Genomic DNA, 26,022 nt, shown 5'->3' on the forward strand with positions numbered 1-26,022 from the left:
CTCCGCCTACGGGTCGATCCGTACGCCGGGCCGCGGCGCCAGGTCGAGGTCGGCGACCACCTCGCAGCGGGCGACGTGCCACGACCGGGCCGGGGTGTCGGGCAGCGCCAGCGTCGCCTCGGCGACGTCGGTGGCGTGCTGCTCGTCGTCGAACTCCACCGTGATCGTGCAGTGGCGGTGGTCGTCGGCGAGGAACCAACGGCTGGACTGGAAGCCGGGGCGGTGCCGCATCCACGGCGCCATCTCGGTGCGGAGCAGGCGCACGACCTCGTCCGACCGGGCGGGGTCGAGGTCGAGGCTGATGAGGAGTGTCGGCACGGAACCAGCGTGGGGCCGGCCGCGGTCGCCGTACATCCGTGGACAACACTGATACAAGGATCAACAACATTTTCGGGCGCCGAGACCGCGCCGGGCCGGCAGGGCTACCCCGACGGGGCGCTTCGCGCCCTGCTCGCTCGCTCGCGGCCAGCGTCTCGTCTCGTTCCTCGCCGACGACGCCGCTCACCCGCTCGCATACGATTCCTGCCATGACCGACGCCCCCGACATCAAGCCCCGCTCGCGCGACGTCACCGACGGCCTGGAGAAGGCCGCCGCCCGTGGCATGCTCCGCGCGGTAGGCATGGGGGACGAGGACTTCGCCAAGCCGCAGATCGGCGTCGCCTCGTCGTGGAACGAGATCACGCCCTGCAACCTCTCGCTCGACCGGCTGGCCAAGGCCGTGAAGAACGGGGTGCACGCCGGCGGGGGCTACCCGCTGGAGTTCGGCACCATCTCGGTTTCCGACGGCATCTCGATGGGCCACGAGGGCATGCACTTCTCGCTGGTGTCGCGGGAGGTGATCGCCGACTCGGTCGAGGTCGTGATGAACGCCGAGCGGCTCGACGGCTCGGTGCTGCTCGCCGGTTGCGACAAGTCGCTGCCCGGCATGCTCATGGCCGCGGCCCGCCTCGACCTCGCGAGCGTGTTCCTCTACGCCGGCTCGATCATGCCCGGCAACGTCGACGGCCGCGACGTCACGATCATCGACGCCTTCGAGGCTGTCGGCGCCTGCCTCGCCGGCAAGATCACCCGCGAGGAGGTCGACCGCATCGAGCGGGCGATCTGCCCGGGCGAGGGCGCCTGCGGCGGCATGTACACCGCGAACACGATGGCCTCGGTCGGCGAGGCGCTCGGCATGTCGCTGCCCGGCTCGGCCGCGCCGCCGGCCGTCGACCGCCGCCGCGACGGGTTCGCCCACAAGTCGGGCGAGGCGGTCGTCAACCTGCTGCGCCGGGGCATCACCGCGCGCCAGATCATGACCAAGGAGGCGTTCGAGAACGCCATCACGGTCGTGATGGCCCTCGGCGGCTCGACCAACGCGGTGCTGCACCTGCTCGCCATCGCGCGTGAGGCCGAGGTGGACCTGACCCTCGACGACTTCAACCGGGTCGGCGACAAGGTGCCGCACCTCGGCGACCTCAAGCCGTTCGGCAAGTACGTCATGAACGACGTCGACAAGATCGGCGGCATCCCGGTCGTGATGAAGGCGCTGCTCGACGCCGGCCTGATGCACGGCGACTGCCTGACCGTGACCGGCAAGACGCTGGCCGAGAACCTCGAGGAGATCGCGCCGCCGTCGCTCGACGACGACGTCATCCGCAGCCTCGACCGGCCGATCCACAAGACCGGCGGTATCACCATCCTCAAGGGCTCGCTCGCCCCCGAGGGCGCGGTCGTCAAGAGCGCGGGCTTCGACGAGACGGTCTTTCGCGGCACCGCCCGGGTCTTCGACGGCGAGCGCGCCGCGATGGACGCCCTCGAGGAGGGCCGGATCGTCGCGAACGACGTCGTGGTCATCCGCTACGAGGGCCCCAAGGGCGGCCCCGGCATGCGCGAGATGCTCGCCATCACCGGCGCGATCAAGGGCGCCGGCCTCGGCAAGGACGTGCTCCTGATCACCGACGGCCGGTTCTCCGGCGGCACCACCGGCCTGTGCGTCGGCCACATCGCGCCGGAAGCGGTCGACGCCGGGCCGATCGCGTTCGTCCGGGACGGTGACCCGATCGTGCTCGACGTGCTCAACCGGACCCTCGAGGTCGAGGTCGCGCCGGAGGAGCTCGAGGCGCGCAAGGAGGGCTGGGCGCCGAACCCGCCGAAGTACACCCGCGGCGTCCTCGGCAAGTACGCCAAGATCGTGCAGTCGGCCGCCCACGGCGCCGTCACCGGCTGATCGTCCGCGCGTGGCCAAGGTCTACGGGAGCATCTCGGGTCGGCTCCGCGAGTTCGTCGACAAGCAGCACGTCTTCTTCGTCGCCACCTCGCCGCTCGCGGCGGACGGGCACGTCAACGTGTCGCCGCGCGGCCTCAAGGGCACGTTCGGCGTGCTCGACGACCACACGTTCGCGTGGGTCGACACGAGCGGCAGCGGCAGCGAGACGATCGCCCACATCCGCGAGAACGGCCGCGTCGTGGCGATGTTCTGCGCCTTCGAGGGCCCGCCCAACATCGTGCGCTTCCACGGCACCGGCCGCGTGGTGACGATCTACGACGAGGAGTACGACGAGCTCGCCTCGCGCTTCGACGACGTCCCCGGGGCGCGGGCGGTGATCGTGGTCGACGTCGAGCGGATCTCCGACGCGTGCGGCTACGGCGTACCGCTCATGTCGTTCGAGGGCGAGCGCGACCTGCTGCCGCGCTACTTCGGCCGCCGTGGGGTCGAGGGCTCGGCCGACTACCGCCGGCGCAAAAACCGCACGAGCATCGACGGCCTGCCCGCCTTCGACTTCGACCCGCTCGAGGAGTGGTCGACCCTCGACGGACTCGCGGCGATCCGGGGCCGGCTCGAGGCGTTCATCGACCGGTGGGTCGCGCCGGTGACGTGGGCGGTAGCGGTCGACGGCGAGATCCCGCACGTGAACCTGCCCGGCGGCAAGCACGGTCTGGCGTCGGTCATGCTCGCGACGGTGCTGAAGCACGACGGCAGCTCCGCGACGGTCGACATGTCACGGCAGCAGCTCGACGAGGTCATCGCCGCGCTCGCGCCGGCGACCGCCTGCACGGAGGTCGAGCACCCGAACCTCGCCGCCTGGCGCGCGATCCGCGACCGGCTCGACGAGCGGGGAGGCGGCACCCTGACGGCCGTCTTCGTCCGTGACCTGACCGACCCGATCACGTCCGAGGTCGACGCAGCCCTCCGCGCGGCAGTCTGACGATGACACGTCGCGCGCGGCTGATGGTCGGTGCGATCGCCCTGTTCGCCCCTGTCGGGCTGACGTCGTGCTCGTCCTCGGCCGGAGACGACGACCCGGCCCAGCCGCCGAGCCCGTCAGCGACCCCGGACCGGCCCACCGACGACGCGACCGTCGCCGAGCCGGAGCGGCCGCGTCCGACCCGTTACGAGCCGCACGCCGCCGAGGTCGACGGCGCCGCGAAGCGCGTGGCCGCCCGCGCGGTCGAGGCCCTGCCCGCGGTGCGGCAGGTGACCTACACGCAGTACTTCGGCTACCTCCCGCCCGAGGCAAGCATCCTGGTCGAGGCCGACTTCAGGTCGGGCGGCGGCACGACGTACGACGTGCGGCTGCGCGAGACCGCCGAGGGCTGGCGGACCGCGTCGGTCACGCCCGCGGCGGACCTGTCGCCAGTGGAAGAGCCGGGGCGCTTGGCTCGCCGGGTGCTGGACAGCGACCGGATCGACCTGCCCTGGGCCGGCCGGAAGGACGTCGCCGCCGGACTGGTCGCCGAGCCGGTGCTGAGGTCGATGCTCGCCGTGGCCGAGCACCACCGGATCGGCATCAGCGTGCTGATCTCGGCGCACCCGGTGAACGTCTTCGGCACCGACCGACGCAGCAACCACCCCGACGGGCAGGCCTACGACATCGGGAGCATCGACGGCCGACTGGTGGTCGACCCCGACACGGCGGGCCTGGTCCGTCGGGTCATGGGGATCGCCGCGGACACCGGTGCCTACCAGGTGGGTGGCCCGGTCGATCCGGACGCCGACGGCAGCCAGTACTTCTCCGACCTCACGCACAGCGACCACGTGCACGTGGGCTTCGACGGGCCGGCAGTGCGTCCCTGATTCGGTCACGCCCGCGTGCGGGCCGCACAATCGCCTGGTGGTCAGCTTCCTCCTCTCGGTGACGTTCGCGTGCGGGCTCTTCGTGGCGGTCGCGCACGTGGCCAACCGGCGCTTCGTCGCCCCGGTCTACGACGTGGTCGCCAACCTGGTGGCGTTCGCGTCCGCGGTCGCCGCGTCCTCCCTGCTGCACCACTGGATCCCGGCGCTGCTCGCGGCTGTGGCGGTCGGCTGCTGGGTCGTTCTGGCAGTGCGGACCGCGACGGCGATGCGTGACGGACGGCCTCGGGTCGGGCAGGCGCTGGAGACCAGCGACGCGTAGCAGCCCGGCGGCCGCGGGCACCCTCAGAAACCTGGTTGACCTCGTGTGGGCTTGAGGTTCTAGCGTCAGCGCGTGACCACGACGCCCGTCGCCTCCCGCGAGCGCATCCTGTCGCCGGCGTACGTCGCCACGACGATCGGGATGTTCGGCCTGATCGCGTTCGTCGCGTTCGAGGCGATGGCCGTCGCGACGATGATGCCGACCGTCGCCAGGGACCTCGACGGGCTCGACCTCTACGCGCTGGCGTTCGCAGCCCCGCTGGCGAGCGGCGTCGTCGGCATGGTGGCCGCCGGGATGTGGAGCGACCGCACCGGACCCGTCGCACCGTTGCTGGTCTCGATGGCGCTGTTCGCCGCCGGGCTGGTGGTGGCGGGTCTCGCGCCGTCGATGGAGATGCTGCTCGTCGGCCGGGTCCTCCAGGGGCTCGGCGGGGGAGCGCTCACGGTCGGCCTCTACGTCCTCGTCGGGCTCGTCTACCCGCCGCCGCTGCAGCCGGCGGTCTTCGCGTCGTTCGCGGCCGCCTGGGTGCTGCCGTCCCTGTTCGGCCCCGGCCTCGCGGCGCTGGTCGCCGACGTGTGGACGTGGCGGTGGGTGTTCCTCGGGACGATCGCGTTCGTCGCTCTCGCGCTGGTCCTGCTCGCCCCTGCGCTCCGGCGCCTCGAGCCGCGCGCCGAGGCAGGTGAGCCCGGCGGCTACTCCCGTCTGTGGTGGGCGGTCGTGGGAGCCGCCGCGGTGCTCGCGCTGGAGCTGGCCGGCTCGGCTCGCGGTGCCGCCGCCGTCGGCGGTGTCGTCGCGCTCGCCGTCGTCTGGATCGCGCTCGGCCGGCTCCTGCCGCGCGGGAGCCGCGTCGCCGCCCGCGGCCTGCCAGCGGTGGTCGCGACGCGCGGGCTGCTGGCCGCCATGTTCTTCTGCGCCGAGGCCTACATCGTCTACGTGCTCCAGGAGCATTGGGACCTCTCGGCGGGGCGCGCCGGCATCGCGCTGACCTGCGTCGGCGTGGTGTGGGCGGCCGCGAGCCAGGTGCAGGCCCGTCTCGGCGAGCGCGTGTCCCACTCCCGCGCGATGGTGATCGGTACGTCGATCGTGCTGCTCGCGCTCACGGGGCTCGCCGGGTCGGTTCTGGCGTTCGAGTCCGGCGCCCGCCCGTCCGCGGTCGTGCCCGTCGCGGCGTACGTCCTGGCCGGCGCAGGGATGGGCTTCGCCTACCCGCGGACCGGCGTCGCGATGCTGGCGACCTCGACTGACCAGGACCGCGGCTTCAACTCCTCGGCGCTCTCGATCGCCGACTCGCTGGGCGCCGCGCTGGCCCTGTCGGTCGCGGGCGCGGCCTTCGCCGCGGCGGAGCGTGCGGACCAGGACCCGTTCCTGGTCGTGTTCTCGCTGGCCGCGGCGGGTGCCGTCCTCGGTGTCGTCGCGGCGTCGCGGACCTCCGCGCCGTGAGCTCGCTCGAGCCCGCGTCTAGGCTTCCCGCGTGCCAGAAGTCAACGAGCACGGCCAACAGGTCGGCGACGTCGTCCCGGGCTGGGAGCCGCGATCCGCGCCCGAGCCGGTGGAACTCGAGGGCCGCTACGCGAAGGTTGTGCCGCTGACGTCGGCGCACTACGCCGACCTGTTCGCGGCGACCTGCGGCGAGGACGACGACGCCCTCTGGACCTACCGCCCGATCGCGAAGCCGACCAAGCTGCCCGACCTCTGGATGCACCTGGCCGGTGTGGTCGAGTCCGACCTGACCTTCGCGATCCTGCCGGAGGGCCGGCGCGCCGAGGGGTTCGCGTCGTTCCTGCGCATCGACCCGCGCACCGGACAGGTGGAGATCGCGGGCGTGCTCTTCGGGCGGACTCTGCAGCGGACGCGGGCGGCGACCGAGGCGGTCCACCTGCTGATGCGCTACGCGTTCGAGGACCTCGGCTACCGCCGCTTCGAGTGGAAGTGCGACAGCCTCAACGAGCCGTCACGGCGCGCGGCCGAGCGGCTCGGGTTCGTCTACGAGGGCCGGTTCCGCAACCACATGGTGATCAAGGGCCGCAACCGCGACACCGACTGGTTCTCGGTGACCGACGCCGAGTGGCCCCGGGTGCGCGCCGCTCACGAGGCTTGGCTCGACCCGAGCAACTTCGACGCCGAAGGGTCGCAGAGGAGCAGGCTCCGGGTGCCCTAGCCTGAATCCATGGCGGCGCCGGACCTGACCGTGGGCGAGCTGCTGCCCGTCGTGCTGGACGACCTGGCCGGCCGGATCGCCGAGCGGACGCCGGCGGCGCTGGCCGACGCACCGGACGGAGTCCACCAGCTGCGCACCGAGGTGCGGCGGCTTCGCAACGTGCTCGCGGCGTTCGGCGGCCTGCTCGACCCGGGTCCGGTCGGCGCGGTGCGCGCGCAGCTCTCGTCGTACGGCGACCGCCTCGGTCGGGCCCGCGACCTCGAGGTGCGTGCGGCCGACGCGGCTGCAGCGGCCGCCGCCGTCGGCCTGGGGGCGGGTCCGAGCGCGCGACTGGTCGGGCCGCTCGCCGAGGCGCACCGCACGGCCCACGCCAAGCTGGTCGCCTGGGTGGGCGGTCACGAGGAGATCGCGGGCCTGTCCGAGCTGGGGGCGGTCACCGTGGTCGGCGGCGGTCGCCCGGCGCGCGTCGTCGCGCAGGAGGTGCTGCTCGCGCAGGCCGACCGTGCGCTGGCGCGCGAGGCGGACTACCTCTCGGACCCCGACGCGGGCCACGCGCTGCGCAAGGCGGCCCGGCGGCTGCGGCACGTCGCGGACGCGGTGACCAAGGAGCCGGGTGACGTCCTCGGCGAGCCCGCGACCGCGCTCGGCAAGGCCGGCAAGGGCATCCAGTCACTGCTCGGCGACCAGCGCGACGCGCTGCTCCTCGCCGAGTGCGTACGCGGGCTCCTGCCGGATGCCGGCCCGGACGCGCCGGCCTACCTCGAGGTCGTCGCCCATGCCGAGCAGCGCGCCGCCGCCGCTCTCGGCGACGTCCCCGGTGCTCTCGCCGAGCTCGAGCGGCGGCGCGCAGTCATGGACGCAGGGCCCTGAGCACAGACTGTGCCTGGGCGCGGGCTCCTGCGGAGTTCGGATGGGCCGGGACGCCCACGGCGACGTCGTTGACCGACACCAGGCCGAGGCCCTCGACGTACGCGTTGGTCGGGCCCGAGCAGACGTGGTGCCCGGTGCTGAGCGGGTGGGTGTCGACGAGCTCGACGCCGGCGTTGCGCGCCGCGCGCGCGAGCATCCGGTTGAGACGCGCGAACGTGTCGTGGAGGTAGCCCATGTCGGCGTCGGTGATCGGGACGATCGGCCAGCAGCCGCGCTCCGGGATCGCGTCGAGGTAGTTGACGAGCAGCACCCGCGCGTTGGGCGCGCGGCGGCGGACCTGGCGCAGTGCCCGCACCACGAGCGGCTGCGCGTCGCGGATCTGCTGGGCCAGCCGGTCGACGCCGCCGGCGGTGAAGCGCTCCTTGCACGCGCCCAGCGGCAGGATCGACTCGTCGATGAGCGGCAGCAGGTCGGGCAGCGGCACCGGCGGGGCAGGGATGCCGAGCGGGGAGACCGAGATGCAGGTCATCGCGGCGGCCGCGATGCCGGCGTCGTTGCCGCCGATGCCCACGGTGACCAGGTCGGTACGACGGGTCAGGCGGTCGAGCTGCGGCGGGTTGGTCCCGCCGAGCGGAAGGCCCGTCTGCGGGCCGGCGAAGTGCGCGGTCGTCGCCGAGCCGCAGGTGGCGTCGCGGAAGACCTTCACGCCCAGCGCTGCGGCCACCAGCTTCGGGTAGTTCACCCGTGACTGGAAGCAGTCGAGCGGCGCGTGCGTGGTGTCGGGCCCGCCGTGCTGGTTGAGGAACACGACGTCGGCCGACCAGGAGTCGCCGAGGGCGACGTACTCGCGGAAGCCGGCGCCGGACCGGTCGTCCGCCGAGGCCGGTGCGGCGAGCGCGACCGACGCGACGAGCGCGGCGAGCAACGCGGGCAACGCGACGAACAGCTTCCGGGGGGTGCGCACGCTCCCTCAACGACCGAACGTGGCCGCCGTCACACCCGTGGACGACGCCTGTCGGCGTCGCGTGCCACGGTGGACCCATGGACCAGCGGATCAGCTTCGTCACGCTCGCCGTCGCCGACCTCGATGCCACCCGCCGCTTCTACCTCGACGGGCTGGGGTGGACCGCCGACCTCGACGTGCCCGGCGAGGTCCTCATGATCCGGGCGGGGGAGCACCTGGTGCTGTCGCTGTGGGACCGCGCCCACTTCGAGGCCGAGGTCGGCCCGATCGCGGTCGGGGAGGGCGTCGCGCCGTTCACGCTCGCCCACAACGTCGCCACGACCGACGAGGTCGACGCCGTGCTCGCGACGGCGGAGGCCGCCGGCGCCGACCCCGTCCACGCCGCGGAGACCCGCGACTGGGGCGGCTACACCGGCTACTTCGGCGACCCCGACGGCTACCGCTGGGAGATCGCCTACAACCCGGGGCCGATCGGCGAGGTCGTGCTGCCCTGACGGCATTTTTGAGACAGCCGTCTCGCGATCCGGGACGTTCGGCGGACCCGCCGCACGCCGCGGGCGTGGACCGCGTAGGGTGAGCGCCATGCGTCAGCAGATTCTCGTATCCACCGGGCGCGCCGGCTAGCGAGTCACCGACTCAAGCGACCAGCGCGTCCACCCCTCGTTGCCCGGCAACAGAGGGGTTTTTTGTTGGGCCACACTGTGGGTGCAACGGGTACGGGAGTGCCGCGCGGCACCACCGAGAGAGAGACGAACCGATGAGCGAGCAGCAGGGCACCCCGTCCGCGGGCTCGGCCTCCGTCACCGGAGCCCAGAGCCTCGTCAAGTCGCTGGAGGCGGCGGGGGTCACCGACATCTTCGGGATTCCCGGAGGCGCGATCCTCCCGGCCTACGACCCGTTGATGGACAGCAGCATCCGCCACATCCTGGTGCGTCACGAGCAGGGTGCCGGCCACGCCGCGCAGGGGTACGCCGCCGCGTCCGGTCGCGTGGGCGTCTGCATGGCGACCTCGGGCCCCGGTGCGACCAACCTCGTCACCCCGATCGCCGACGCGCACATGGACTCGGTCCCGATGGTCGCGGTCACCGGCCAGGTCGGCGCCTCGATGATCGGCACCGACGCCTTCCAGGAGGCCGACATCCGCGGCATCACGATGCCGATCACCAAGCACAACTTCCTGGTCACCGACCCCGCCGACATCCCGCGCACCGTCGCCGAGGCGTTCCACATCGCCTCGACCGGCCGCCCCGGCCCGGTGCTCGTCGACGTCACCAAGTCGGCGCTCCAGGCCACCACCACGTTCGACTGGCCGTCCGAGATCTCGCTCCAGGGCTACCGCCCGGTGACGCGTCCGCACGCCAAGCAGATCCGCGAGGCCGCCCGGCTGATCCTCGAGAGCCGCAAGCCGGTCCTGTACGTCGGCGGCGGCACGATCCGCAGCGGTGCGTCCAAGGAGCTGCTGGCCCTCGCCGAGCTCACCGGCATGCCGGTGGTCACGACGCTGATGGCGCGCGGCGCGTTTCCCGACAGCCACCCGCAGCACCTCGGCATGCCGGGCATGCACGGCACCGTCGCGGCCGTCGCCGGCCTCCAGAAGAGCGACCTGATCATCAGCCTGGGCGCGCGGTTCGACGACCGGGTCACCGGCAACCTCGACTCGTTCGCCCCGCAGGCCAAGGTCATCCACGCCGACATCGACCCGGCCGAGATCGGCAAGAACCGCCACGCCGACGTGCCGATCGTCGGAGACGTCCGCGAGGTGCTGGTCGACCTGATCACCACCCTGCGCACCGAGGCCGAGGCAGGCAACACTGGCGACTACGAGGGCTGGGTCCGCTTCCTCGAGGGGGTCAGGGGCAGCTACCCGCTCGGCTACGACACCCCGCCCTCCGGTGCGCTGGCGCCGCAGAAGGTGCTCGAGCGGCTGGGCGTCATCTCCGGCCCCGAGACGATCTACACCGCCGGCGTCGGCCAGCACCAGATGTGGGCTGCCCACTACATCAAGTACGAGCGCCCCAACACCTGGCTCAACTCCGGAGGCCTCGGCACCATGGGCTACGCCGTGCCGGCGGCGATGGGCGCGAAGGTCGCGATGCCCGACCAGACCGTGTGGGCGGTCGACGGCGACGGCTGCTTCCAGATGACCAACCAGGAGCTCGCCACCTGCGCGATCAACAACATCCCGATCAAGGTCGCGGTCATCAACAACGAGTCGCTCGGCATGGTCCGCCAGTGGCAGACGCTCTTCTACAACGAGCGCTACTCCAACACCGACCTGCACTCGAAGCGGATCCCCGACTTCGTGAAGCTGGCCGACGCCTACGGCTGCGTGGGGCTGGCGTGCGAGTCGCCCGACGACGTCGACGCCACCATCCAGAAGGCGATGGAGATCAACGACGTGCCCGTTGTCGTCGACTTCCGGGTCCACCGCGACGCGATGGTCTGGCCGATGGTCGCCGCCGGCACCAGCAACGACGACATCAAGTACGCGCGCGACCTCGCGCCCCAGTTCGACGAGGACGACCTCTGACATGTCCAAGCACACGCTGTCCGTCCTGGTCGAGGACAAGCCGGGCGTCCTGGCCCGGATCGCGGCCCTGTTCAGCCGCCGCGGCTTCAACATCGAGTCGCTGGCGGTCGGCCCGACCGAGCACGACGAGATCTCGCGGATGACGATCGTCGTCAACCTCGAGTCGCTGCCGCTCGAGCAGGTCACCAAGCAGCTCAACAAGCTGATCGAGGTCATCAAGATCGTCGAGCTCGAGCCCGAGGCCTCGGTGCAGCGCGAGCTGGTCCTGGTCAAGGTCGGCGCGACGCCCGAGACCCGCAGCCAGGTGCTCGACTGCGTCCAGCTCTTCAAGGCCAAGGTGATCGACGTCGCCAACGACGCGATCACGATCATGGTCGTCGGCAACGCAGGCAAGGTCGCCGACTTCCTCCGCGTGCTCGAGCCCTTCGGCATCCGCGAGCTCGCGCAGTCCGGCATGGTCGGCATCGGTCGCGGACCGCGGTCGATCTCCGAGCGAGCACGCCCGGTCGCCGTCCCCGTCCCATCGCCGAACGCCGCTGGTTGAGGTGCGAGGCCGCCCGCGGCCGAGCCCTTCGAGGCTCGCAAGCTCGCACCTCAGGAACCACCTCGAAACCAAGGCACCATCCAACCCAGAAGAAGGAGAAGCCCCCAGTGGCTGAGATTTTCTACGACGACGACGCCGACCTGTCCCTGATCCAGGGCAAGCACGTCGCGGTGATCGGCTACGGCAGCCAGGGCCACGCCCACGCGCTCAACCTGCGCGACTCCGGCGTCGACGTGCGCGTCGGCCTCAAGGAGGGCTCCAAGAGCAAGGCCAAGGCCGAGGAGCAGGGCCTGAAGGTCCTCACCGTCGCGGCGGCTGTCGAGGAGGCCGACGTGATCGTCATCCTCGCCCCCGACCAGCACCAGCGGAAGATCTACGCCGACGACATCGCGCCGCACCTCGCTGCCGGCGACACCCTGGTCTTCGGCCACGGCTTCAACATCCGCTTCGGCTACATCAAGGCACCCGAGGGCGTCGACGTGATCATGGTCGCCCCGAAGGCCCCCGGCCACACGGTGCGCCGCGAGTACGTCGCCGGCCGCGGCATCCCGGACATCATCGCGGTCGAGCAGGACGCCTCCGGCCAGGCCTGGGACCTCGCGAAGTCCTACGCCAAGGCGATCGGCGGTACCCGCGCCGGCGTCATCAAGACCACGTTCACCGAGGAGACCGAGACCGACCTGTTCGGTGAGCAGGCGGTCCTCTGCGGCGGCGTCTCCCACCTGGTGCAGGCGGGCTTCGAGACCCTGACCGAGGCCGGCTACCAGCCTGAGATCGCCTACTTCGAGGTGCTCCACGAGCTCAAGCTCATCGTCGACCTGATGTGGGAGGGCGGCATCGCCAAGCAGCGCTGGTCGGTCTCCGACACGGCCGAGTACGGCGACTACGTGTCCGGCCCGCGCGTCATCGACGCGTCGGTGAAGGCCCGTATGCAGGAGGTGCTGGCCGACATCACCTCCGGTGCGTTCGCCCAGCGGTTCATCGACGACCAGGACAACGGCGCCGTCGAGTTCAACAAGCTCCGCGAGGAGGAGGCCGGTCACCCGATCGAGGCCACCGGCAAGGCGCTGCGCGCCCACTTCTCCTGGAAGCAGTCCGACGACGACTACACCGAGGGCTCCGCGGCCCGCTAGTCCTCGCCGAGTCGGCACAAGTTCGCGTCGCAGACGCGCCGAGTCGGCAGAAGTTCACACAGCGCGTGCGAACTTCTGCCGACTCGCGTGATTTCAGGTGCGACCTTCTGCCGACTCGCGCATCAGCGGGTCAGCAGCCAGACGCGGGCACGCTGGAGCCAGGGCATCTCGCCGAACACGATCGTCGGTACGGCGATGGTCGCCAGGACGAACGTGCGCAGGACCGGGTTCATGTCGCCGATCCACGGGCCGAGGACCAGGGACAGCACGGTCAGGGTCGGGAAGACCGCGAGCCAGATCATGACGGCCATCTGCAGCCGGGTGGGCGGCCCGACCGGCGCGGGGGCGGTGGGCTGGTCGGTGCCGGACGGGGTGTTGGTGAGAGTGCTCATCGACTTCTCCTCGGGTGATCTCGTGGTGTGGTGCCTCCACGGTCGTCGCGCCGGCACGGGCGGAGAAGGCACAGCTCAACCGGGGACCGGCAGTCCCTGTCTGAGCAGCGGGGGACGGCGCATGATGGGGCCATGATCGATCGTGCGGGCCTCGCCGACTTCCTCCGCCGGCGCCGCGACGGGCTGCGCCCCGAGGACGTCGGGCTGCCGCCCGGATTCCGCCGGCGGGCGCCGGGGCTGCGTCGCGAGGAGGTCGCCCAGCTCGCCGGGATGTCCACCGACTACTACTCCCGGCTCGAGCAGCAGCGCGGCGCGCACCCGTCGGAGCAGATCGTGGCGTCCCTCGCGCGGGCGCTGCGCCTGGACCTCGACGAGCGCGACCACCTCTACCACCTGGCCGACCTGACACCACCCGCCCGACGCGCGGGGCGGCACATCAGCCCCGGCCTGCTGGCACTGGCCGACCGGCTGACCGACGTACCTCTCGTGATCGCCACCGACATCGACGAGGTGCTCTGGCAGAACGCCCTCGCCGACGCGATCCTCGGTCACCGGGAGCCCGGCGGCGGCCGCGACAGCAACATCACCTGGCGGTGGTTCGCCGTCGAAGGGGCCAGGGACTCGTTCCCCGAGGAGCACTGGCCGATCCACTCCGCCGCCCACGTCGCCGACCTGCGCGCGACCCATGCGAGGCGAGCCGGCGACGCCGACGTCAACGAGCTCGTGGACGACCTCCTCGAGCGGAGCGCGGAGTTCCGCGCGCTCTGGGAGCGCCACGAGGTCGCCGTACGCCGGCACGCGCTGAAGTCGATCGTGCACCCGGAGGTCGGGCTGGTCGAGCTCACGTGCGAGATCCTCTTCACGCCCGAGGAGGACCTGCGGGTGCGGGCGTTCCTCCCGGTCGAGGGCACGGACGCGCGCGAGAAGCTGGAGCTGCTCCGGGTCATCGGCACCCAGAGCTTCGAGCAGAGCAGGACCTGACGCCTAGGGCGTGTCCTACCCCGTCACGGCGAGGAGTACGGCGCCGCCGCCGACGAGCAGGATGCCGACCCACTGGAGTCCCGACAGCCGCTCGGACAGGAACGTGACGCCGAAGACCGCGACGAGCACGACACTCAGCTTGTCGACCGGGGCGACGAGGGAGGCGTCGCCGACCTTCAGCGCCCGGAAGTAGCAGATCCACGAGGCGCCGGTGGCGAGACCGGACAGGACGAGGAACAGCCAGGTCCTGGTGCTGATCTCGCCGGGGGAGTGGAACTTGCCGACGGCCAGCAGGATCAGTCCCAGCGTCACCAGGATGACGATCGTGCGGATGAAGGTGGCGACGTCGGAGTCGATCTCCTTGACGCCGACCTTGGCGAAGATTGCCGTGAGCGCGGCGAAGAAGGCCGACAGCAGCGCCCAGAACCACCAGGCCGAGGTGAGATCCATCGGATGATGGTCGCACCTCGGCCCGGTGGTGGGGAGCAAGTCGAGCGGCTACTTCACCTCGCTGCGCATCACCAGACGCAGCCCGATGACGAACGGGACCAGCACCCACAGACCGGTGGTCAGGCCGAGCTGCACCCAGTCCTGGCTGCTGAGCTCGGAGTCGAACAGGAGGAACCGCGTCTGGTTGAGGTCGAACCAGGCGGCGTTGTCGGCCCACCAGTCCTGTGCCGAGGCGAGGGCCTCGGACAGGCCGGGCAGCACCAGGCTGAACACGAAGTAGCCGACGATCGCGGCCGGGGAGTTGCGGAACAGCAGGCCGAGCGTGAACCCGACGAGCATGCCGAGCTCGTTGGCGAGCACGATCTGCGCGATGTTCCAGGCGGGGATGTCCCACACGGGGTCGTTGCCGGTGATGCCGGCGGCGACCAGGTTGCCGATGGCGCCGATGCCGAGCGCGACCAGCATCGAGATCGCACCGAGCGCGAGCACGTTGACGAGCTTGGCGCCGATGACCCGGCGGCGGCTCGGCACCAGGGTGAAGCTGGTCAGCGCGGTGCGCTGGCTCCACTCGCTGCTCACCGCCAGCGCGGCGACCAGCGGCAGGATGATCGACGTCGGGCTGCCGACGGACGCTGCGAACGAGTCGAGGCTCAGCTCGTCGCGGTCGCCGACCAGCACCGTGATCGTGGTGGCGATCGCGGAGGAGATGACGATGCTCGCCATCAGCCAGAAGCCGGCACGGGTGTCGAACATCTTGCGGAGCTCGACGGCGAGGATCCGGGTGAACGGGATGGGGTCGGGGACCGCCCGCTCCCGCTTCGGTACGGCGACCGCGGCTCCCGAGGCCGTGGCCGGGATGGTGGTGGTGCTCATGCTGCTGCTCCTTCGCGCTGGGTCTCGGCGGTGAGCTCGAGGAAGATCTCCTCCAGGCCGGCGCCGTCGGCCGCCCGGAGCTCGGTGACGGGGACGCCGGCGGCGAACGCCGTACGCCCGACCGCTGCGGCGTCGGCCTCGGCGCGGAGTGCGCCGTCCCCGCCGGTGTGGGTGGTGATGCCCGCCGCGGTGAGCGCGGCGGCGAGAGCGACCGGGTCGTCGGAGCGGACCAGGGTGCCGGCGGAGGCGAGGAGGTCGTCCTTGCTGCCCTCGGCGACGATCCGGCCGTTGCCGATCACCACGATGTCGTCGGCGATGACCTCGATCTCGTGCAGGAGGTGCGAGGAGAGCAGCACGGTGCCGCCCTCGTCGGCGAACCCGCGGAGCAGGTCGCGCATCCAGCGGATGCCCGCGGGGTCGAGGCCGTTGGCCGGCTCGTCGAGGATGAGCACCTCGGGGTCGCCGATCAGCGCCGTCGCGATGCCGAGGCGCTGCCGCATGCCGAGCGAGTAGTTGCGCACCCGGCGGCCGGCCTCCTCCTCAGTGAGGCTGACCCGCGCCAGCATCTCGTCGACGCGGTCCTTCGGGACGCCGATGGTGCGGGCGGCCACGGTGAGGATCTCCCGGCCGGTGCGGCCCGCGTGCTGGGCGGAGGCGTCGAGCAGGACGCCGACCTCGCGGCCCGGGTTGGGCAGGTCGGCGTAGTGGCGGCCGAGCACGGTGGCCGTCCCGGACGACGCCGGGGTGAGGCCGACCATGATCCGCATGGTGGTGGACTTGCCGGCGCCGTTGGGGCCCAGGAAGCCGGTCACGCGGCCGGGTGCGGCCGAGAACGTGACCTGGTCGACGGCCGTGTAGCCGCCGTAGCGCTTGGTGAGTGACTCGATGGTGATCATGACGAGAACTCTCGCGGCGGGAGGGCCTCGCGCGCGTCGGGCTTGTCCCCCTTGCTGTCCCTGAGTGACCCCTGAGGTTGTCTCGGGGGAGCGGGGGGTGGAGGTGAGGGTCGGGTGTGTGGCGCCGGGGCTCGAGGGGCCACGGCCGGGCTTGCTCGCTCCGCCGCGCGGCGGCGCTCTCGGGCTGGCCGCCGCGGGGGGCGGGGCGCCGGCGCGTCGTCGCGAAATCGCCCGGCCGTAACCCCTCGAGCCCCGGCGCCGCTCGCCCGAGGAACACGCCGGCGGAGCACGGCGTTGTGCCGCACATGCGTATCGATGTGTGGAGCGACGTCGTCTGCCCGTGGTGCTCGATCGGCAAGAAGCGGCTGGAGAAGGCGATCGCCGGCTTCCCCCACCGCGACCAGGTGGAGGTCGTCTACCACTCGTTCCAGCTCGACCCGTCGGCCCCCACCGAGCCGACGGAGACCGCACGCCAGATGCTGTCGCGCAAGTACCGGATGAGCGATGCGCAGGCCGCCGAGGCTCAGGGCCGGGTGATCGCGCTCGCCGCCGAGGAGGGCATGGACTTCACCCGCCACAGCGAGTCGCCATTCGTCGGCACTGCCGACGCGCACCGGCTGCTCCACCTCGCGCTCGCGGAGAGCGGCCCCGAGCGGCAGGCGGTGCTCAAGGACGCGCTGCTGCACGCCTACTTCGGCGAGGCCAGCAACGTCGCCGACCACGCCGTGCTGCGCGAGGTCGCGGTCGCCGCCGGGCTCGACCCGGTCCGGGTCGACGAGGTGCTGTCGGGCAGGGAGTACGCCGACGCGGTCGAGGCCGACATCCGGCAGGCGGCGGCGTACGGCGCGACCGGCGTGCCGTTCTTCGTCGTCGACCAGAAGTTCGGCATCTCGGGCGCCCAGCCGGTCGAGCTGTTCGCGCAGGCGCTCGAGCGGGCGTGGGCGGCCGCGCACCCGGTGCTCGAGACCGTTCCGGGCGCGGCGGACGCCGACGCCTGCGGCCCCGACGGCTGCCCCATCTGATCTCAGCGGCGCGCGACCAGCCAGGGCAGAGCCCCGGCGAGCAGCAGCGTCGCCGCCACCAGCAGCGACGGAGAGTCGGCGCGGTCCTCGACCGCCGCCACCAACGCTGCCAGCGCGGCCGCGGCTGAGAGCAGCACCAGCGCCCGGGCCAGCAGGCGCCCGACGACACCGACCGACGGCACCACGCCCGGCGGACCGGTCGCTGCGAGCGCTGTCGCCAGGTGGAAGGCAAGGGCGCAGCCGGCCACGACCATCGTGGCCCCGGCGCCCGGGTCGGGGACAGCCACCAGCCACCACGCGGCCAGCGCGGCGAGCGTCAGGAGAGGCGCGCCGCTGTCCGGCGCCACGGCCGACGCGAGCGCCAGCACCACGAGGACGGCTGCCGGCCAGAGCGGCGCTCCGGCGCGGGCCCCTTCCGGCGACGACGCCCACGTCGCGGCCGCCGCCGCGAGCACGGGCAGCACGACCGCCGCGTGCAGGAGGGTGCGGCCGACCGTGATCGTCGCGATCCGCCGCCCCGCCCGGTCCTGGACGACCAGGCCGCTCATCGCGGCACCAGCCGGGGTACGGCGGACCGCTGGCTGAGGTCGCGCAGCACCCGGTCGAGGCTGTGTGCACCGGCCCACGGCACGAACGGCACGCCGAGCGCTGCGAGCCGGTCCATCTCGACCCGCCGTTGGAGCATCCGCAGCCGCCACGCCAGCGCCGCCGGCGTCGTACCGCCCTCGACCCCGACGCCGGGCGGCAGCGTGTCGATGACCACGACGTCGATGCCGGCGCGGTTGAGGATCGCGACCTGCTGGGTCGCGGCCGGGTCGATCAGCGGCGACAGCAGCAGCGCGAGCGTCCCGGCGCGCAGGCCCTGGCGCGCGGCGAGCGGCGCCTCGCCGCGGGCGGTGCCGGGCTCGATGAGCGCGAGCGAGTCGAGGATCCGGCGCAGCTGCGTGCCGCCCGTCGCCGCCGGCACCACGCTCACGCCCCAGGCGCCGAAGACCCGCACGCCGACCCGGTCGCCGCGGTGCAGGAAGTGCTCGGCCAGCACGGCGGCCGCCCGCACGGCGAGGTCCATCGAGCTGTGCACACCGCCGAGGCCGGCGCTCTCGCCGACGTCGTTGACCGCGTCGACGAGGATCGCCACGTGCGCGTCCTCGTCGGCGTACGTCGCGGTCACGTGCAGCCGTCCGGTCCGCGCGGAGACGGGCCAGTGGATCCGACGCAGCCGGTCGCCGGGCGCGAACGGCCGCACCTTCGCGAACTCGGTGCCCTCGCCCGTGCGCGCGGCGCGCTCGGGCCCGACCAGCCCGCGCGGGTGGGGCGCCGGTGCCGCCATCTCCAGCGGCGAGGTCACCGGCAGCACCGTCAGTCGCAACGGCTCCGCGAGCACGGGGCCCGAGCGCCAGGCGAGCCACGGGTCGTAGGCGGCGACCGCGGGCTCGCCGAGGCGGCGCCTGCCCCACCGGGTGGGCCGCAGCGCCGCCTCGGCGGCTGCCGTCCCCTCCACTGCCGCGACCAGCACGCCCTCGGCGGGCTCGACGTCGAGCCACCGCTGGCCCGGGTGCAGCGCGGCCACGACTCCGCCGCTCGGCAGCCCGGTCACGACCGCCTGCCACGTGAGCTCCTCGCCCTCGTGCACGGTGAGCGACTCGCCCGGCGCGGAGACGGCCGGCTCGACGCTCGGTCGGGCGGCGGTCGCCCAGATCGCGGCCGCGACGAGCGGCGCGGCGATCACCACCGCGTCCGGCCGGCCCAGCAGGACCCCGACGACGAGCAGCCCGAGCCCGACGATCGCCGCGCGCAGGTAGGCGTACGTAGCCCGCCAGCTCACACCCGCTCCCGCGCGGTCGGTGCCGGCACCTGGTTGAGGACCGTCTCGACCACGGTGCGTCCTGAGATCTCGGTCATCCAGAGCTCGGGGCGGATCGTGATCCGATGCGCCAGCGCGGGCACGGCGACGGCCTTCACGTCCTCGGGCACGACGAAGTCGCGGCCGGCGATCACGGCGTACCCCCTCGCCACGAGCATCAGCGCGAGCCCGCCGCGCGGCGACGAGCCGACGAGCGTGTGCTGGTGGGAGCGGGTCGCGCCGGCGAGCGCGACGCAGTAGCGGCCGATGTCGGGGTCGACGGTCACCGCCTCGACGGCCGCCTGGATGTCGCGCAGCTCCTCGGGCGTGGTGACCTGCCTCAGCGTCTGCTCCTCCTGCCGGCGCTCGAGGCGGCGCCGCAGCACCTCCCACTCCTCGTCGGCGTCGGGGTAGCCGAAGCCGACCCGCAGGAGGAACCGGTCCAGCTGTGCCTCGGGCAGCGGATAGGTGCCCTCGTACTCGATGGGGTTGGCCGTCGCGAGCACGTGGAACGGCGGCTCCAGCTCGAACGTGCGGCCCTCGATCGTCACCTGCCGCTCCTGCATCGCCTCGAGGAGCGCGGCCTGCGTCTTGGGCGGCGTCCGGTTGATCTCGTCGGCGAGCAGCAGGCCGGTGAACAGCGGCCCCGGGCGGAACTCGAACTCGCCCTTGCTCTGGTCGTAGATGAACGAGCCGGTGAGGTCGGCGGGCAGCAGGTCGGGGGTGAACTGCGCCCGCCGGAACTCCAGGCCGAGGGTCTGCGCGAACGAGCGAGCGGCGAGCGTCTTGCCGAGCCCCGGGAAGTCCTCGAGGAGGACGTGGCCGCCGGCGAGGATGCCGGCGAGGACGAGGGTGAGCGCGTCGCGCTTCCCGACGACGGCGGTCTCCACCTCGTCGAGGACCTCCCGCGCGCGCCGCGACGCGGTGACGGAGTCGATGGTCGTCACAGTCGCTCGATCCTCTCCAGCACGGCGGCCAGCTCGGCGCGGTAGCGCGCGGGAGAGGCCAGGGGCGGGTCGGCGAGGAACGCGGCGACCCGCGGGTCCAGGTCCGCGGGGGAGAGGTGCGCGGCGGCGAGCAGGTCGGCGGTCACCTCGCGCACGATCCGGTGCGCGGCGGTCGGGTCCTCGGCCGCTACCAGCCGGGCCAGGTGGGGCAGCTGCTGGTCGACGGCCCGGCTCTCGCGCACCTGCAGCGGGGCCTCGTCGGGCCACGCGGGGGCGAGCACCGAGCGGCTGACGGCTGTCACGAACGCGAGCACCGCGGCGAGCGCCACCAGAGCCGCGATCCAGACCACCATCACCGCACCGCCTTCTCCCCGACGGACGCGAGCAGCCGGTGCAGGCAGCGTCCCGCCTCGCGCCGGTGCGCCTCGGTGACCGGGTGCGCGGAGAACCGCGCCTCCTCGTAGAGCTCGGCCAGGCGGTGGATCGCCTCCGCGTCCAGGCGGTACGCCGTCAGCGCGCGCGTGACCAGCTCGGTCGGCGTGTCCGCGGGCCGACGCGGGAGGTGCTCGGACACCACTCCGTCCTCGAGCCGGAGCCAGGCGCGGACGATCGCGTTGCGGGGCACGCCCTCGCCGACCGCCCGGACGCCGGCGTCGAGCGCCGTCGTCAGTGGGTCGTCCTCGTCGGTGTCGGCCTCGGCGACCGACGGGCGGGCGCCCGTGCGGGGGCCCGCCCGCTGCGTGAGCCGGCTGCGTCGCCGTACCAGGCGGAGCCGGAGGGCGGCGACGACGACCAGTGCCGAGGCGAGCACCACGACGGCGAGGGTCAGCAGCCCGCCCGCCGTGGCCGGCTCCCCGCCGCCGGCACTGTCTTCGTCGGGAGCCGGACGCTCCTCGCCCCGGTCGGCCTGCCCCTCGGAGCCACCGGTCGCGTCGTCCTGCTGCGTCGACCGCTCCGGTGACGACGGCGCCTCGAGGACCGGCCATGGCGGCCGCTCGGAGGTGGCCGCGACGACCGCGCAGAGGACCAGCGCCAGCGCGGCCAGCACCGAAGTCGTCCACGACGACGTCCCCATGAAGGAACGCTAGCCCGGTCGGCCACTGTGAGATAGGTCCGAATCGCGTTCATGAGTTCGTAACACCCGAGCCGTCGGGTAGCGTGAGTCTCGGCACAGCGTCGTGCACTCGGTTACCTCTTCACCCCGCACGCGTCGTACGCAAAGGACCCCGCTGTGACTGACCGCCCTGTCGTTCTCATCGCCGAAGAGCTGAGCCCCGCCACCGTCGAGGCGCTGGGCCCGGACTTCGAGATCCGCAACTGCAACGGCGCCGACCGCGCGGAGCTGCTGCCGGCGATCGCCGACGTCGACGCGATCCTGGTGCGGTCCGCGACCAAGGTCGACGCCGAGGCCCTGGCCGCGGCGAAGCGGCTCAAGGTGGTCGCGCGTGCCGGCGTCGGCCTCGACAACGTCGACGTCAAGGCCGCGACCCAGTCGGGCGTCATGGTCGTCAACGCGCCGACCTCCAACATCGTCTCGGCCGCGGAGCTGGCCGTCGCCCTGATGCTGGCCGCCGCGCGCCACGTCAGCCCCGCCCACGCCGCGCTCAAGAACGGCGAGTGGAAGCGGTCGAAGTACACCGGCATCGAGCTCTACGAGAAGACCGTCGGCATCGTCGGCCTCGGCCGCATCGGCGTCCTCGTCGCCCAGCGCCTCAGCGCGTTCGGCATGAACGTCATCGCCTACGACCCCTACGTGCAGGCCGGCCGTGCTGCGCAGATGGGCGTGCGCCTCGTCGACCTCGACACCCTGCTCGCCGAGGCCGACTTCATGTCGGTCCACCTGCCCAAGACCCCGGAGACGGTCGGCCTCATCGGCGCCGACCAGCTAGCGAAGGTCAAGCCGAGCCTGGTGCTCGTCAACGCGGCGCGCGGCGGCATCGTCGACGAGGCGGCGCTCTACGACGCGCTCAAGACCGGCCGCATCGCGGCCGCCGGCCTCGACGTGTTCGCCAAGGAGCCGTGCACCGACAGCCCGCTGTTCGAGCTCGAGAACGTCGTCGCCACCCCGCACCTCGGCGCGTCCACCGACGAGGCGCAGGAGAAGGCCGGCATCGCTGTCGCCAAGTCGGTGCGCCTCGCCCTGTCGGGCGAGCTTGTGCCCGACGCGGTCAACGTCCAGGGTGGCGTCATCGCCGAGGACGTGCGCCCGGGCATCCCGCTGACCGAGAAGCTGGGCCAGATCTTCACCGGCGTCGCCGGCGAGGTCGCCCAGCAGCTCGACGTCGAGGTGCGCGGCGAGATCACCGAGCTCGACGTCAAGGTGCTCGAGCTCGCCGCCCTCAAGGGCGTGTTCAGCAGCGTGGTCGAGGACCAGGTGTCCTACGTCAACGCGCCGCTGCTCGCCGCCGAGCGCGGCACGGCGGTCCGCCTGGTGACCGACGCCGAGAGCCCCGATCACCGCAACCTGATCACCATCCGCGGCACCCTCGCCGACGGCACCCAGGTGTCGGTCAGCGGCACGCTCGTCGGCATCCACCAGCGCGAGCGGATCGTCGAGGTCAACGGCTTCGACATCGACATCGAGCCCACCGACCACCTCGCGTTCTTCACCTACGTCGACCGCCCGGGCATGGTCGGCACCGTCGGCCAGATCCTGGGGCAGGCGAAGGTCAACATCGCGGGCATGCAGGTCTCCCGTGAGACCGAGGGCGGCGAGGCGCTCGTGGCGCTCTCGGTCGACTCGGCGATCCCGGCCGAGACACTGGCCGAGATCGAGGCCGCGATCGACGCGACCTCGATCCGGGCCGTGGATCTGGTCTAGACACCGAGTCGCACTTACGGCATCCTCTCGCGAGAACTTGTTCTAGGAGCGCCGTTTCTCGCGTGGGGGCTGAGCCAGCGCGCGCCTGGGACCGAACTCGGAGGTTGCCAGGACAATGATCCCCATGCGCACGCGCGTCGGCGGCACCATCGCGGCAGTTCTCGTCACGGCCCTCGGGGCCGTCGGCGCGGTCGCGCTCGGCGGCGACGACGACCGCAACCGTGCCGGCACCGAGGCCGCGACCAGCGGGCCGTCCTGCGGCGCGCCCGTCCCCAAGCCCGGCGGCGGCTACTGGCGGTGCACGTTCAGCGACGACTTCAAGGGGTCGACGCTCGACCCGGCCAAGTGGAAGGTGCAGACCACCGCGCTGAGCGGCTTCCAGGTCAACCGCGAGTGCCACGTCGACTCGCCGCGCAACGTGTCGGTCGCTCTGGGTGTGCTGCGGCTGACGGTGCGCAAGGAGGCGGCCCCGTTCACCTGCGCCGCAGGCGGCTCGTCGTGGACCACGCAGTACACCGCCGGCACCGTCATGACCTGGAACCGCTTCGACCAGACCTACGGTCGGTTCGAGTTCCGCGCGGCGTTCCCGGCCGCCACGCAGCCCGGCCTGCACAGCAACCTCTGGCTCTACCACCGCCACAACACCTACGGCCCCGGCCGGGTCTCGGGAGAGATCGACGTGGCCGAGTGGTTCTCCCAGACGCCCGGACAGGTCTATCCGTCGCTCCACTACGAAGGCCGGGTCGCTGCCGCCGACACCGCGTGGAACTGCTTCGTGGAGTCGCCGAGCGGGTTCCACAAGTACGTGCTCGAGTGGACGCCGACGCAGATGCGGTTCTTCTACGACGGCAGGCTCTGCTTCGCCCGCTCGTGGAAGCCGGCCGCGCCGTTGACCGCTCCGCAGCCGTTCGACCACCCGTTCTTCGTGATCCTGACCCAGGCCCTGGGCGGCGGCAACAATGCTCCGGTGGCCGGCACGACGCTGCCGGCGACGACCCGCGTCGACTACGTCCGGGTCTGGCGGTAGCTCAGGCCACGAGCACCCCGGACGAGCCGGCGGGCCGCGGCGGCCGGCCGGCTCCCTCGGTCACGGCCCGCCACGCGGTGGCGGTACGCCGTACCGCCTCCTCCAGGACGGACGGGGCGACCGTGTAGGGAATCCGCAGCCACCGGTCGAGGCCGCCCTCGGGCGCGAACGACGGCCCCGGCGCGAGCAGCACGCCGTGGTGCTCTGCCTCCGCCGAGAGCGCGGTCGCGCCGGTGGTGGGGAGCTCGCACCACAGTGCCATCCCGCCGGCGGGCAGCCGGAACCGCCAGTCGGGCAGCTCCCGGGTGACGGCCGCGGCCAGCGCGTCGCGCTGCTCGCGCAGCCGGGCAAGGTGGGCGTCGAGCAGCTCGTCCAGGCCGTGGGTGAGGAGCCGGGCGAGCACCAGTTGCTCGAGCACCGGCGCGCCGAGGTCGAGGCCGACCCGCGCGCGGGTGAGCCGGTCGACGAGGGGGAGCGGGGAGCGGATCCAGCCCAGGCGCAGCCCGCCCCAGATGCTCTTGCTCGCGCTGCCGACGGTCACCGCGTCCTTCGCGAACGTGGCGAACGGGCGCTGGTCGTCGCCGTCGTCGAGGCGGAGTGCGTGGTGGGCCTCGTCGACGACCGCGATCGCCTCGTGACGCGCGAGCAGGCGGGCGTAGTCGGCGCGCTGCCCGGCCGGCATCACCAGGCCGGTCGGGTTGTGGAAGTCGGGCATCACGTGCACGAGGTGCGGGCTCCGCCGGCGCAGCACGCCCGCGACGACGCCGAGGTCCCATCCGTCGTGCTCGAGCGGCACCGACACCAGGCGGCCGCCGCCGGACCGGAGCGCCTGCACGGCGTTGGGATAGGTCGGCGACTCCATCAGCACCCGGTCGCGCGGACCGGCGAGCGCGGTGCCGACGACCGCCGACGCGGCGAGGGCGCCGGCGGTCACCACGATCTGCTCGGGCCGGGTCGGCAGGCCGCGGGCGTCGTACGTCGCGGCGATCGCGGCCTGGAGCGCGGGCAGCCCGGCCGGGTAGTAGCCGTGGCCGCCCAGCAGCGCCGGGAGCTCCTCGACGGCCTCGGCGTACGCCGCCGCGATGCCCGGGGGAGCGGTCGCGGCGGCGCAGACCAGGTCGATCACCCCGCTCGAGGCGGCGACGTCGGTCGGCCAGAGCGCCCGGTCGTACGCGCGCGTCGGGCCGCCGGGCAGCCGCGTGAACGTGCCGGCGCCCTGGCGGGCCTCGGCGTACGCCGAGTCACGGAGCACCGCGTAGGCGCGGGTGACCGTGGTGCGGGAGACGCCGAGCGCCGCGGTCAGGTCGCGCTCGCTCGGTAGCCGGGTGCCGTAGCCGATGCGGCCGTCGCCGATCAGCTCGCGCAGCGCCTCGGCCAGGCCGACGTACGCCGGGGAGCGGTCGAAGTCGCCCACAAGAGTGGCGACGCGGCTGGCGGAAATGGCCTCGCTCATGCAGTCCAGTAGATCACGAGTGGCTATTTCACAACAGTCCAATCGGGATGATCCTTGGAGGGTGAGCACCACCGTCCCCACGACCGCCCCCGTCCTCGCCGACCTCGGCCCGATCGCCCAGCTGCGCGCCGGCCGCCTCGGCCGCCGTCTCCCGCAGCTCGTCATCGGCCTCTGGCTGTACGGCGTGAGCCTCGCGCTGATGTTCCGCGGCGACCTGGGCCTGGCCCCGTGGGACGTGCTTCACTCCGGCTTCATCCAGCATGTGCCGATCACGCTCGGTCAGGCCGTCGTGCTGATGAGCTTCGCGGTGCTCGTGGCGTGGATCCCGCTGCGCGAGGTGCCGGGCATCGGCACCGTCGCCAACGCGCTGCTGGTCGGCATCTCGGTCGACGCCACGCTGTGGCTGCTCGGGCCGGTCGACGGGCTCGTCGGCCGGGTCGCGCTCATGGTCGGGGGCGTCGTGCTGTGCGCCCTGGCGACCGCCGTCTACATCGGCGCCCAGCTCGGCCGCGGGCCGCGTGACGGGCTGATGACCGGCCTGCACCGCCGTACCGGGCTGTCCATCCGGCTGGTGCGCACCGCGCTCGAGGTCACCGTCGTCGCGGTCGGCCTGGTCCTGGGCGGCGCGATCGGCATCGGCACGGTGGTGTTCGCGCTGGCGATCGGACCGCTGACCCAGCTGATGCTCCCGTGGTTTCTTGTGGACCTGGAAGACCGGCACATTTCAGGGTGAATCCTGAG

At 72.7% G+C, this 26,022-nt stretch carries 28 protein-coding genes; 16 read left to right on the forward strand and 12 right to left on the reverse strand.

The annotated features are described in order from the left end of the window. Positions 1 to 6: 6 nt before the first annotated feature. Positions 7 to 318: a hypothetical protein gene (locus tag HNR19_RS06790; protein ID WP_179667202.1), complete on the reverse strand. Its 312-nt coding sequence runs from the start codon at positions 316 to 318 to the stop codon at positions 7 to 9. 209 nt (positions 319 to 527) lie between these two features. Between HNR19_RS06790 and ilvD the strand changes: the two genes are divergently transcribed. The 7 genes from ilvD (at position 528) to HNR19_RS06825 (ending at position 7,405) form a co-directional block, all read left to right on the forward strand. Beyond that, positions 528 to 2,210, forward strand: coding sequence for a dihydroxy-acid dehydratase (gene ilvD, locus HNR19_RS06795; protein WP_179667203.1), 1,683 nt, complete (start codon positions 528 to 530; stop codon positions 2,208 to 2,210). A gap of 10 nt (positions 2,211 to 2,220) precedes the next feature. Beyond that, complete coding sequence (locus HNR19_RS06800) at positions 2,221 to 3,189, forward strand: pyridoxamine 5'-phosphate oxidase family protein (protein ID WP_179667204.1); 969 nt, start codon at positions 2,221 to 2,223, stop codon at positions 3,187 to 3,189. Positions 3,190 to 3,191: 2 nt separating this feature from the next. Next, positions 3,192 to 4,058 (forward strand): hypothetical protein, encoded by an 867-nt coding sequence (locus tag HNR19_RS06805; protein ID WP_179667205.1) that lies wholly within the window; start codon positions 3,192 to 3,194, stop codon positions 4,056 to 4,058. 37 nt (positions 4,059 to 4,095) lie between these two features. Then, positions 4,096 to 4,377 carry a hypothetical protein gene (locus HNR19_RS06810; protein WP_179667206.1) on the forward strand — a complete coding sequence of 94 codons (282 nt, stop codon included), beginning with the start codon at positions 4,096 to 4,098 and terminating at the stop codon, positions 4,375 to 4,377. A 72-nt stretch (positions 4,378 to 4,449) separates the two neighbouring features. Then, positions 4,450 to 5,817, forward strand: coding sequence for an MFS transporter (locus tag HNR19_RS06815; protein WP_179667207.1), 1,368 nt, complete (start codon positions 4,450 to 4,452; stop codon positions 5,815 to 5,817). Positions 5,818 to 5,848: 31 nt separating this feature from the next. Continuing rightward, positions 5,849 to 6,535, forward strand: coding sequence for a GNAT family N-acetyltransferase (locus HNR19_RS06820; RefSeq protein ID WP_179667208.1), 687 nt, complete (start codon positions 5,849 to 5,851; stop codon positions 6,533 to 6,535). Between the two features lie 9 nt (positions 6,536 to 6,544). Beyond that, positions 6,545 to 7,405, forward strand: a complete 861-nt coding sequence (locus HNR19_RS06825; protein ID WP_179667209.1) for a CHAD domain-containing protein — start codon at positions 6,545 to 6,547, stop codon at positions 7,403 to 7,405. On the opposite strand, the gene HNR19_RS06830 is transcribed toward HNR19_RS06825, so the two are convergent. Beyond that, positions 7,386 to 8,369, reverse strand: a complete 984-nt coding sequence (locus tag HNR19_RS06830) for a GDSL-type esterase/lipase family protein (RefSeq protein WP_179667210.1) — start codon at positions 8,367 to 8,369, stop codon at positions 7,386 to 7,388. The genes HNR19_RS06825 and HNR19_RS06830 overlap by 20 nt on opposite strands. Before the next feature lie 77 nt (positions 8,370 to 8,446). On the opposite strand from HNR19_RS06830, the gene HNR19_RS06835 reads away from it, so the two are divergent. The 4 genes from HNR19_RS06835 (at position 8,447) to ilvC (ending at position 12,576) form a co-directional block, all read left to right on the forward strand. Continuing rightward, positions 8,447 to 8,863 (forward strand): VOC family protein, encoded by a 417-nt coding sequence (locus tag HNR19_RS06835; protein ID WP_179667211.1) that lies wholly within the window; start codon positions 8,447 to 8,449, stop codon positions 8,861 to 8,863. Between the two features lie 263 nt (positions 8,864 to 9,126). Next, a complete protein-coding gene (locus HNR19_RS06840; protein ID WP_179667212.1) occupies positions 9,127 to 10,899 on the forward strand; it encodes an acetolactate synthase large subunit in 1,773 nt (590 codons plus the stop codon). Position 10,900: 1 nt separating this feature from the next. After that, a complete protein-coding gene (gene ilvN / locus HNR19_RS06845; protein ID WP_179667213.1) occupies positions 10,901 to 11,443 on the forward strand; it encodes an acetolactate synthase small subunit in 543 nt (180 codons plus the stop codon). Positions 11,444 to 11,550: 107 nt separating this feature from the next. Next, positions 11,551 to 12,576, forward strand: a complete 1,026-nt coding sequence (gene ilvC / locus HNR19_RS06850) for a ketol-acid reductoisomerase (RefSeq protein WP_179667214.1) — start codon at positions 11,551 to 11,553, stop codon at positions 12,574 to 12,576. A gap of 122 nt (positions 12,577 to 12,698) precedes the next feature. Here the strand turns inward: ilvC and HNR19_RS06855 are convergent, their stop codons facing one another. Then, complete coding sequence (locus tag HNR19_RS06855) at positions 12,699 to 12,968, reverse strand: putative antibiotic biosynthesis monooxygenase (RefSeq protein ID WP_179667215.1); 270 nt, start codon at positions 12,966 to 12,968, stop codon at positions 12,699 to 12,701. A 132-nt stretch (positions 12,969 to 13,100) separates the two neighbouring features. Here HNR19_RS06855 and HNR19_RS06860 point away from each other — a divergent pair, with 132 nt between their 5' ends. Continuing rightward, the gene (locus tag HNR19_RS06860; protein ID WP_218910175.1) at positions 13,101 to 13,949 is read left to right on the forward strand and encodes a helix-turn-helix transcriptional regulator; all 849 of its coding nucleotides are present in this window, start codon (positions 13,101 to 13,103) and stop codon (positions 13,947 to 13,949) included. A gap of 15 nt (positions 13,950 to 13,964) precedes the next feature. Here HNR19_RS06860 and HNR19_RS06865 read toward each other — a convergent pair whose 3' ends face one another. Genes HNR19_RS06865 through HNR19_RS06875 form a run of 3 tightly spaced genes read right to left on the reverse strand, consistent with a single transcriptional unit; the run spans position 13,965 to position 16,168 of the window. Beyond that, the gene (locus tag HNR19_RS06865) at positions 13,965 to 14,399 is read right to left on the reverse strand and encodes an EamA family transporter (RefSeq protein ID WP_179667216.1); all 435 of its coding nucleotides are present in this window, start codon (positions 14,397 to 14,399) and stop codon (positions 13,965 to 13,967) included. Between the two features lie 48 nt (positions 14,400 to 14,447). Further along, a complete protein-coding gene (locus tag HNR19_RS06870; RefSeq protein WP_179667217.1) occupies positions 14,448 to 15,272 on the reverse strand; it encodes an ABC transporter permease in 825 nt (274 codons plus the stop codon). Continuing rightward, positions 15,269 to 16,168, reverse strand: a complete 900-nt coding sequence (locus HNR19_RS06875) for an ABC transporter ATP-binding protein (RefSeq protein WP_179667218.1) — start codon at positions 16,166 to 16,168, stop codon at positions 15,269 to 15,271. The genes HNR19_RS06870 and HNR19_RS06875 overlap by 4 nt, the downstream gene beginning before the upstream one ends. Before the next feature lie 305 nt (positions 16,169 to 16,473). Here HNR19_RS06875 and HNR19_RS06880 point away from each other — a divergent pair, with 305 nt between their 5' ends. After that, the gene (locus tag HNR19_RS06880; RefSeq protein WP_179667219.1) at positions 16,474 to 17,190 is read left to right on the forward strand and encodes a DsbA family oxidoreductase; all 717 of its coding nucleotides are present in this window, start codon (positions 16,474 to 16,476) and stop codon (positions 17,188 to 17,190) included. 2 nt (positions 17,191 to 17,192) lie between these two features. Here the strand turns inward: HNR19_RS06880 and HNR19_RS06885 are convergent, their stop codons facing one another. Genes HNR19_RS06885 through HNR19_RS06905 form a run of 5 tightly spaced genes read right to left on the reverse strand, consistent with a single transcriptional unit; the run spans position 17,193 to position 21,055 of the window. Next, the gene (locus HNR19_RS06885; RefSeq protein ID WP_179667220.1) at positions 17,193 to 17,738 is read right to left on the reverse strand and encodes a hypothetical protein; all 546 of its coding nucleotides are present in this window, start codon (positions 17,736 to 17,738) and stop codon (positions 17,193 to 17,195) included. Beyond that, entirely contained in the window at positions 17,735 to 19,015 is a 1,281-nt protein-coding gene (locus tag HNR19_RS23460) for a DUF58 domain-containing protein (RefSeq protein ID WP_179667221.1), read from the reverse strand. The genes HNR19_RS06885 and HNR19_RS23460 overlap by 4 nt, the downstream gene beginning before the upstream one ends. After that, positions 19,012 to 19,980 (reverse strand): AAA family ATPase, encoded by a 969-nt coding sequence (locus HNR19_RS06895; protein ID WP_179667222.1) that lies wholly within the window; start codon positions 19,978 to 19,980, stop codon positions 19,012 to 19,014. The genes HNR19_RS23460 and HNR19_RS06895 overlap by 4 nt, the downstream gene beginning before the upstream one ends. Then, a complete protein-coding gene (locus tag HNR19_RS22625; RefSeq protein ID WP_179667223.1) occupies positions 19,977 to 20,333 on the reverse strand; it encodes a hypothetical protein in 357 nt (118 codons plus the stop codon). The genes HNR19_RS06895 and HNR19_RS22625 overlap by 4 nt, the downstream gene beginning before the upstream one ends. Further along, entirely contained in the window at positions 20,333 to 21,055 is a 723-nt protein-coding gene (locus HNR19_RS06905; protein WP_179667224.1) for a DUF4129 domain-containing protein, read from the reverse strand. The genes HNR19_RS22625 and HNR19_RS06905 overlap by 1 nt, the downstream gene beginning before the upstream one ends. A gap of 156 nt (positions 21,056 to 21,211) precedes the next feature. On the opposite strand from HNR19_RS06905, the gene serA reads away from it, so the two are divergent. Beyond that, the gene (gene serA, locus HNR19_RS06910; protein WP_179667225.1) at positions 21,212 to 22,801 is read left to right on the forward strand and encodes a phosphoglycerate dehydrogenase; all 1,590 of its coding nucleotides are present in this window, start codon (positions 21,212 to 21,214) and stop codon (positions 22,799 to 22,801) included. A 124-nt stretch (positions 22,802 to 22,925) separates the two neighbouring features. After that, on the forward strand, positions 22,926 to 23,828 hold the full coding sequence (locus HNR19_RS06915) for a glycoside hydrolase family 16 protein (RefSeq protein WP_179667226.1): 903 nt from the start codon (positions 22,926 to 22,928) through the stop codon (positions 23,826 to 23,828). Position 23,829: 1 nt separating this feature from the next. On the opposite strand, the gene yczR is transcribed toward HNR19_RS06915, so the two are convergent. Continuing rightward, positions 23,830 to 25,281, reverse strand: coding sequence for a MocR-like transcription factor YczR (gene yczR / locus HNR19_RS06920; protein WP_179667227.1), 1,452 nt, complete (start codon positions 25,279 to 25,281; stop codon positions 23,830 to 23,832). A gap of 61 nt (positions 25,282 to 25,342) precedes the next feature. On the opposite strand from yczR, the gene yczE reads away from it, so the two are divergent. Continuing rightward, entirely contained in the window at positions 25,343 to 26,014 is a 672-nt protein-coding gene (yczE, locus tag HNR19_RS06925) for a membrane protein YczE (RefSeq protein WP_179667228.1), read from the forward strand. Positions 26,015 to 26,022: the final 8 nt, after the last annotated feature.

Origin of the sequence: Nocardioides thalensis, from assembly GCF_013410655.1 — a bacterium.
Taxonomy (GTDB): domain Bacteria; phylum Actinomycetota; class Actinomycetes; order Propionibacteriales; family Nocardioidaceae; genus Nocardioides; species Nocardioides thalensis.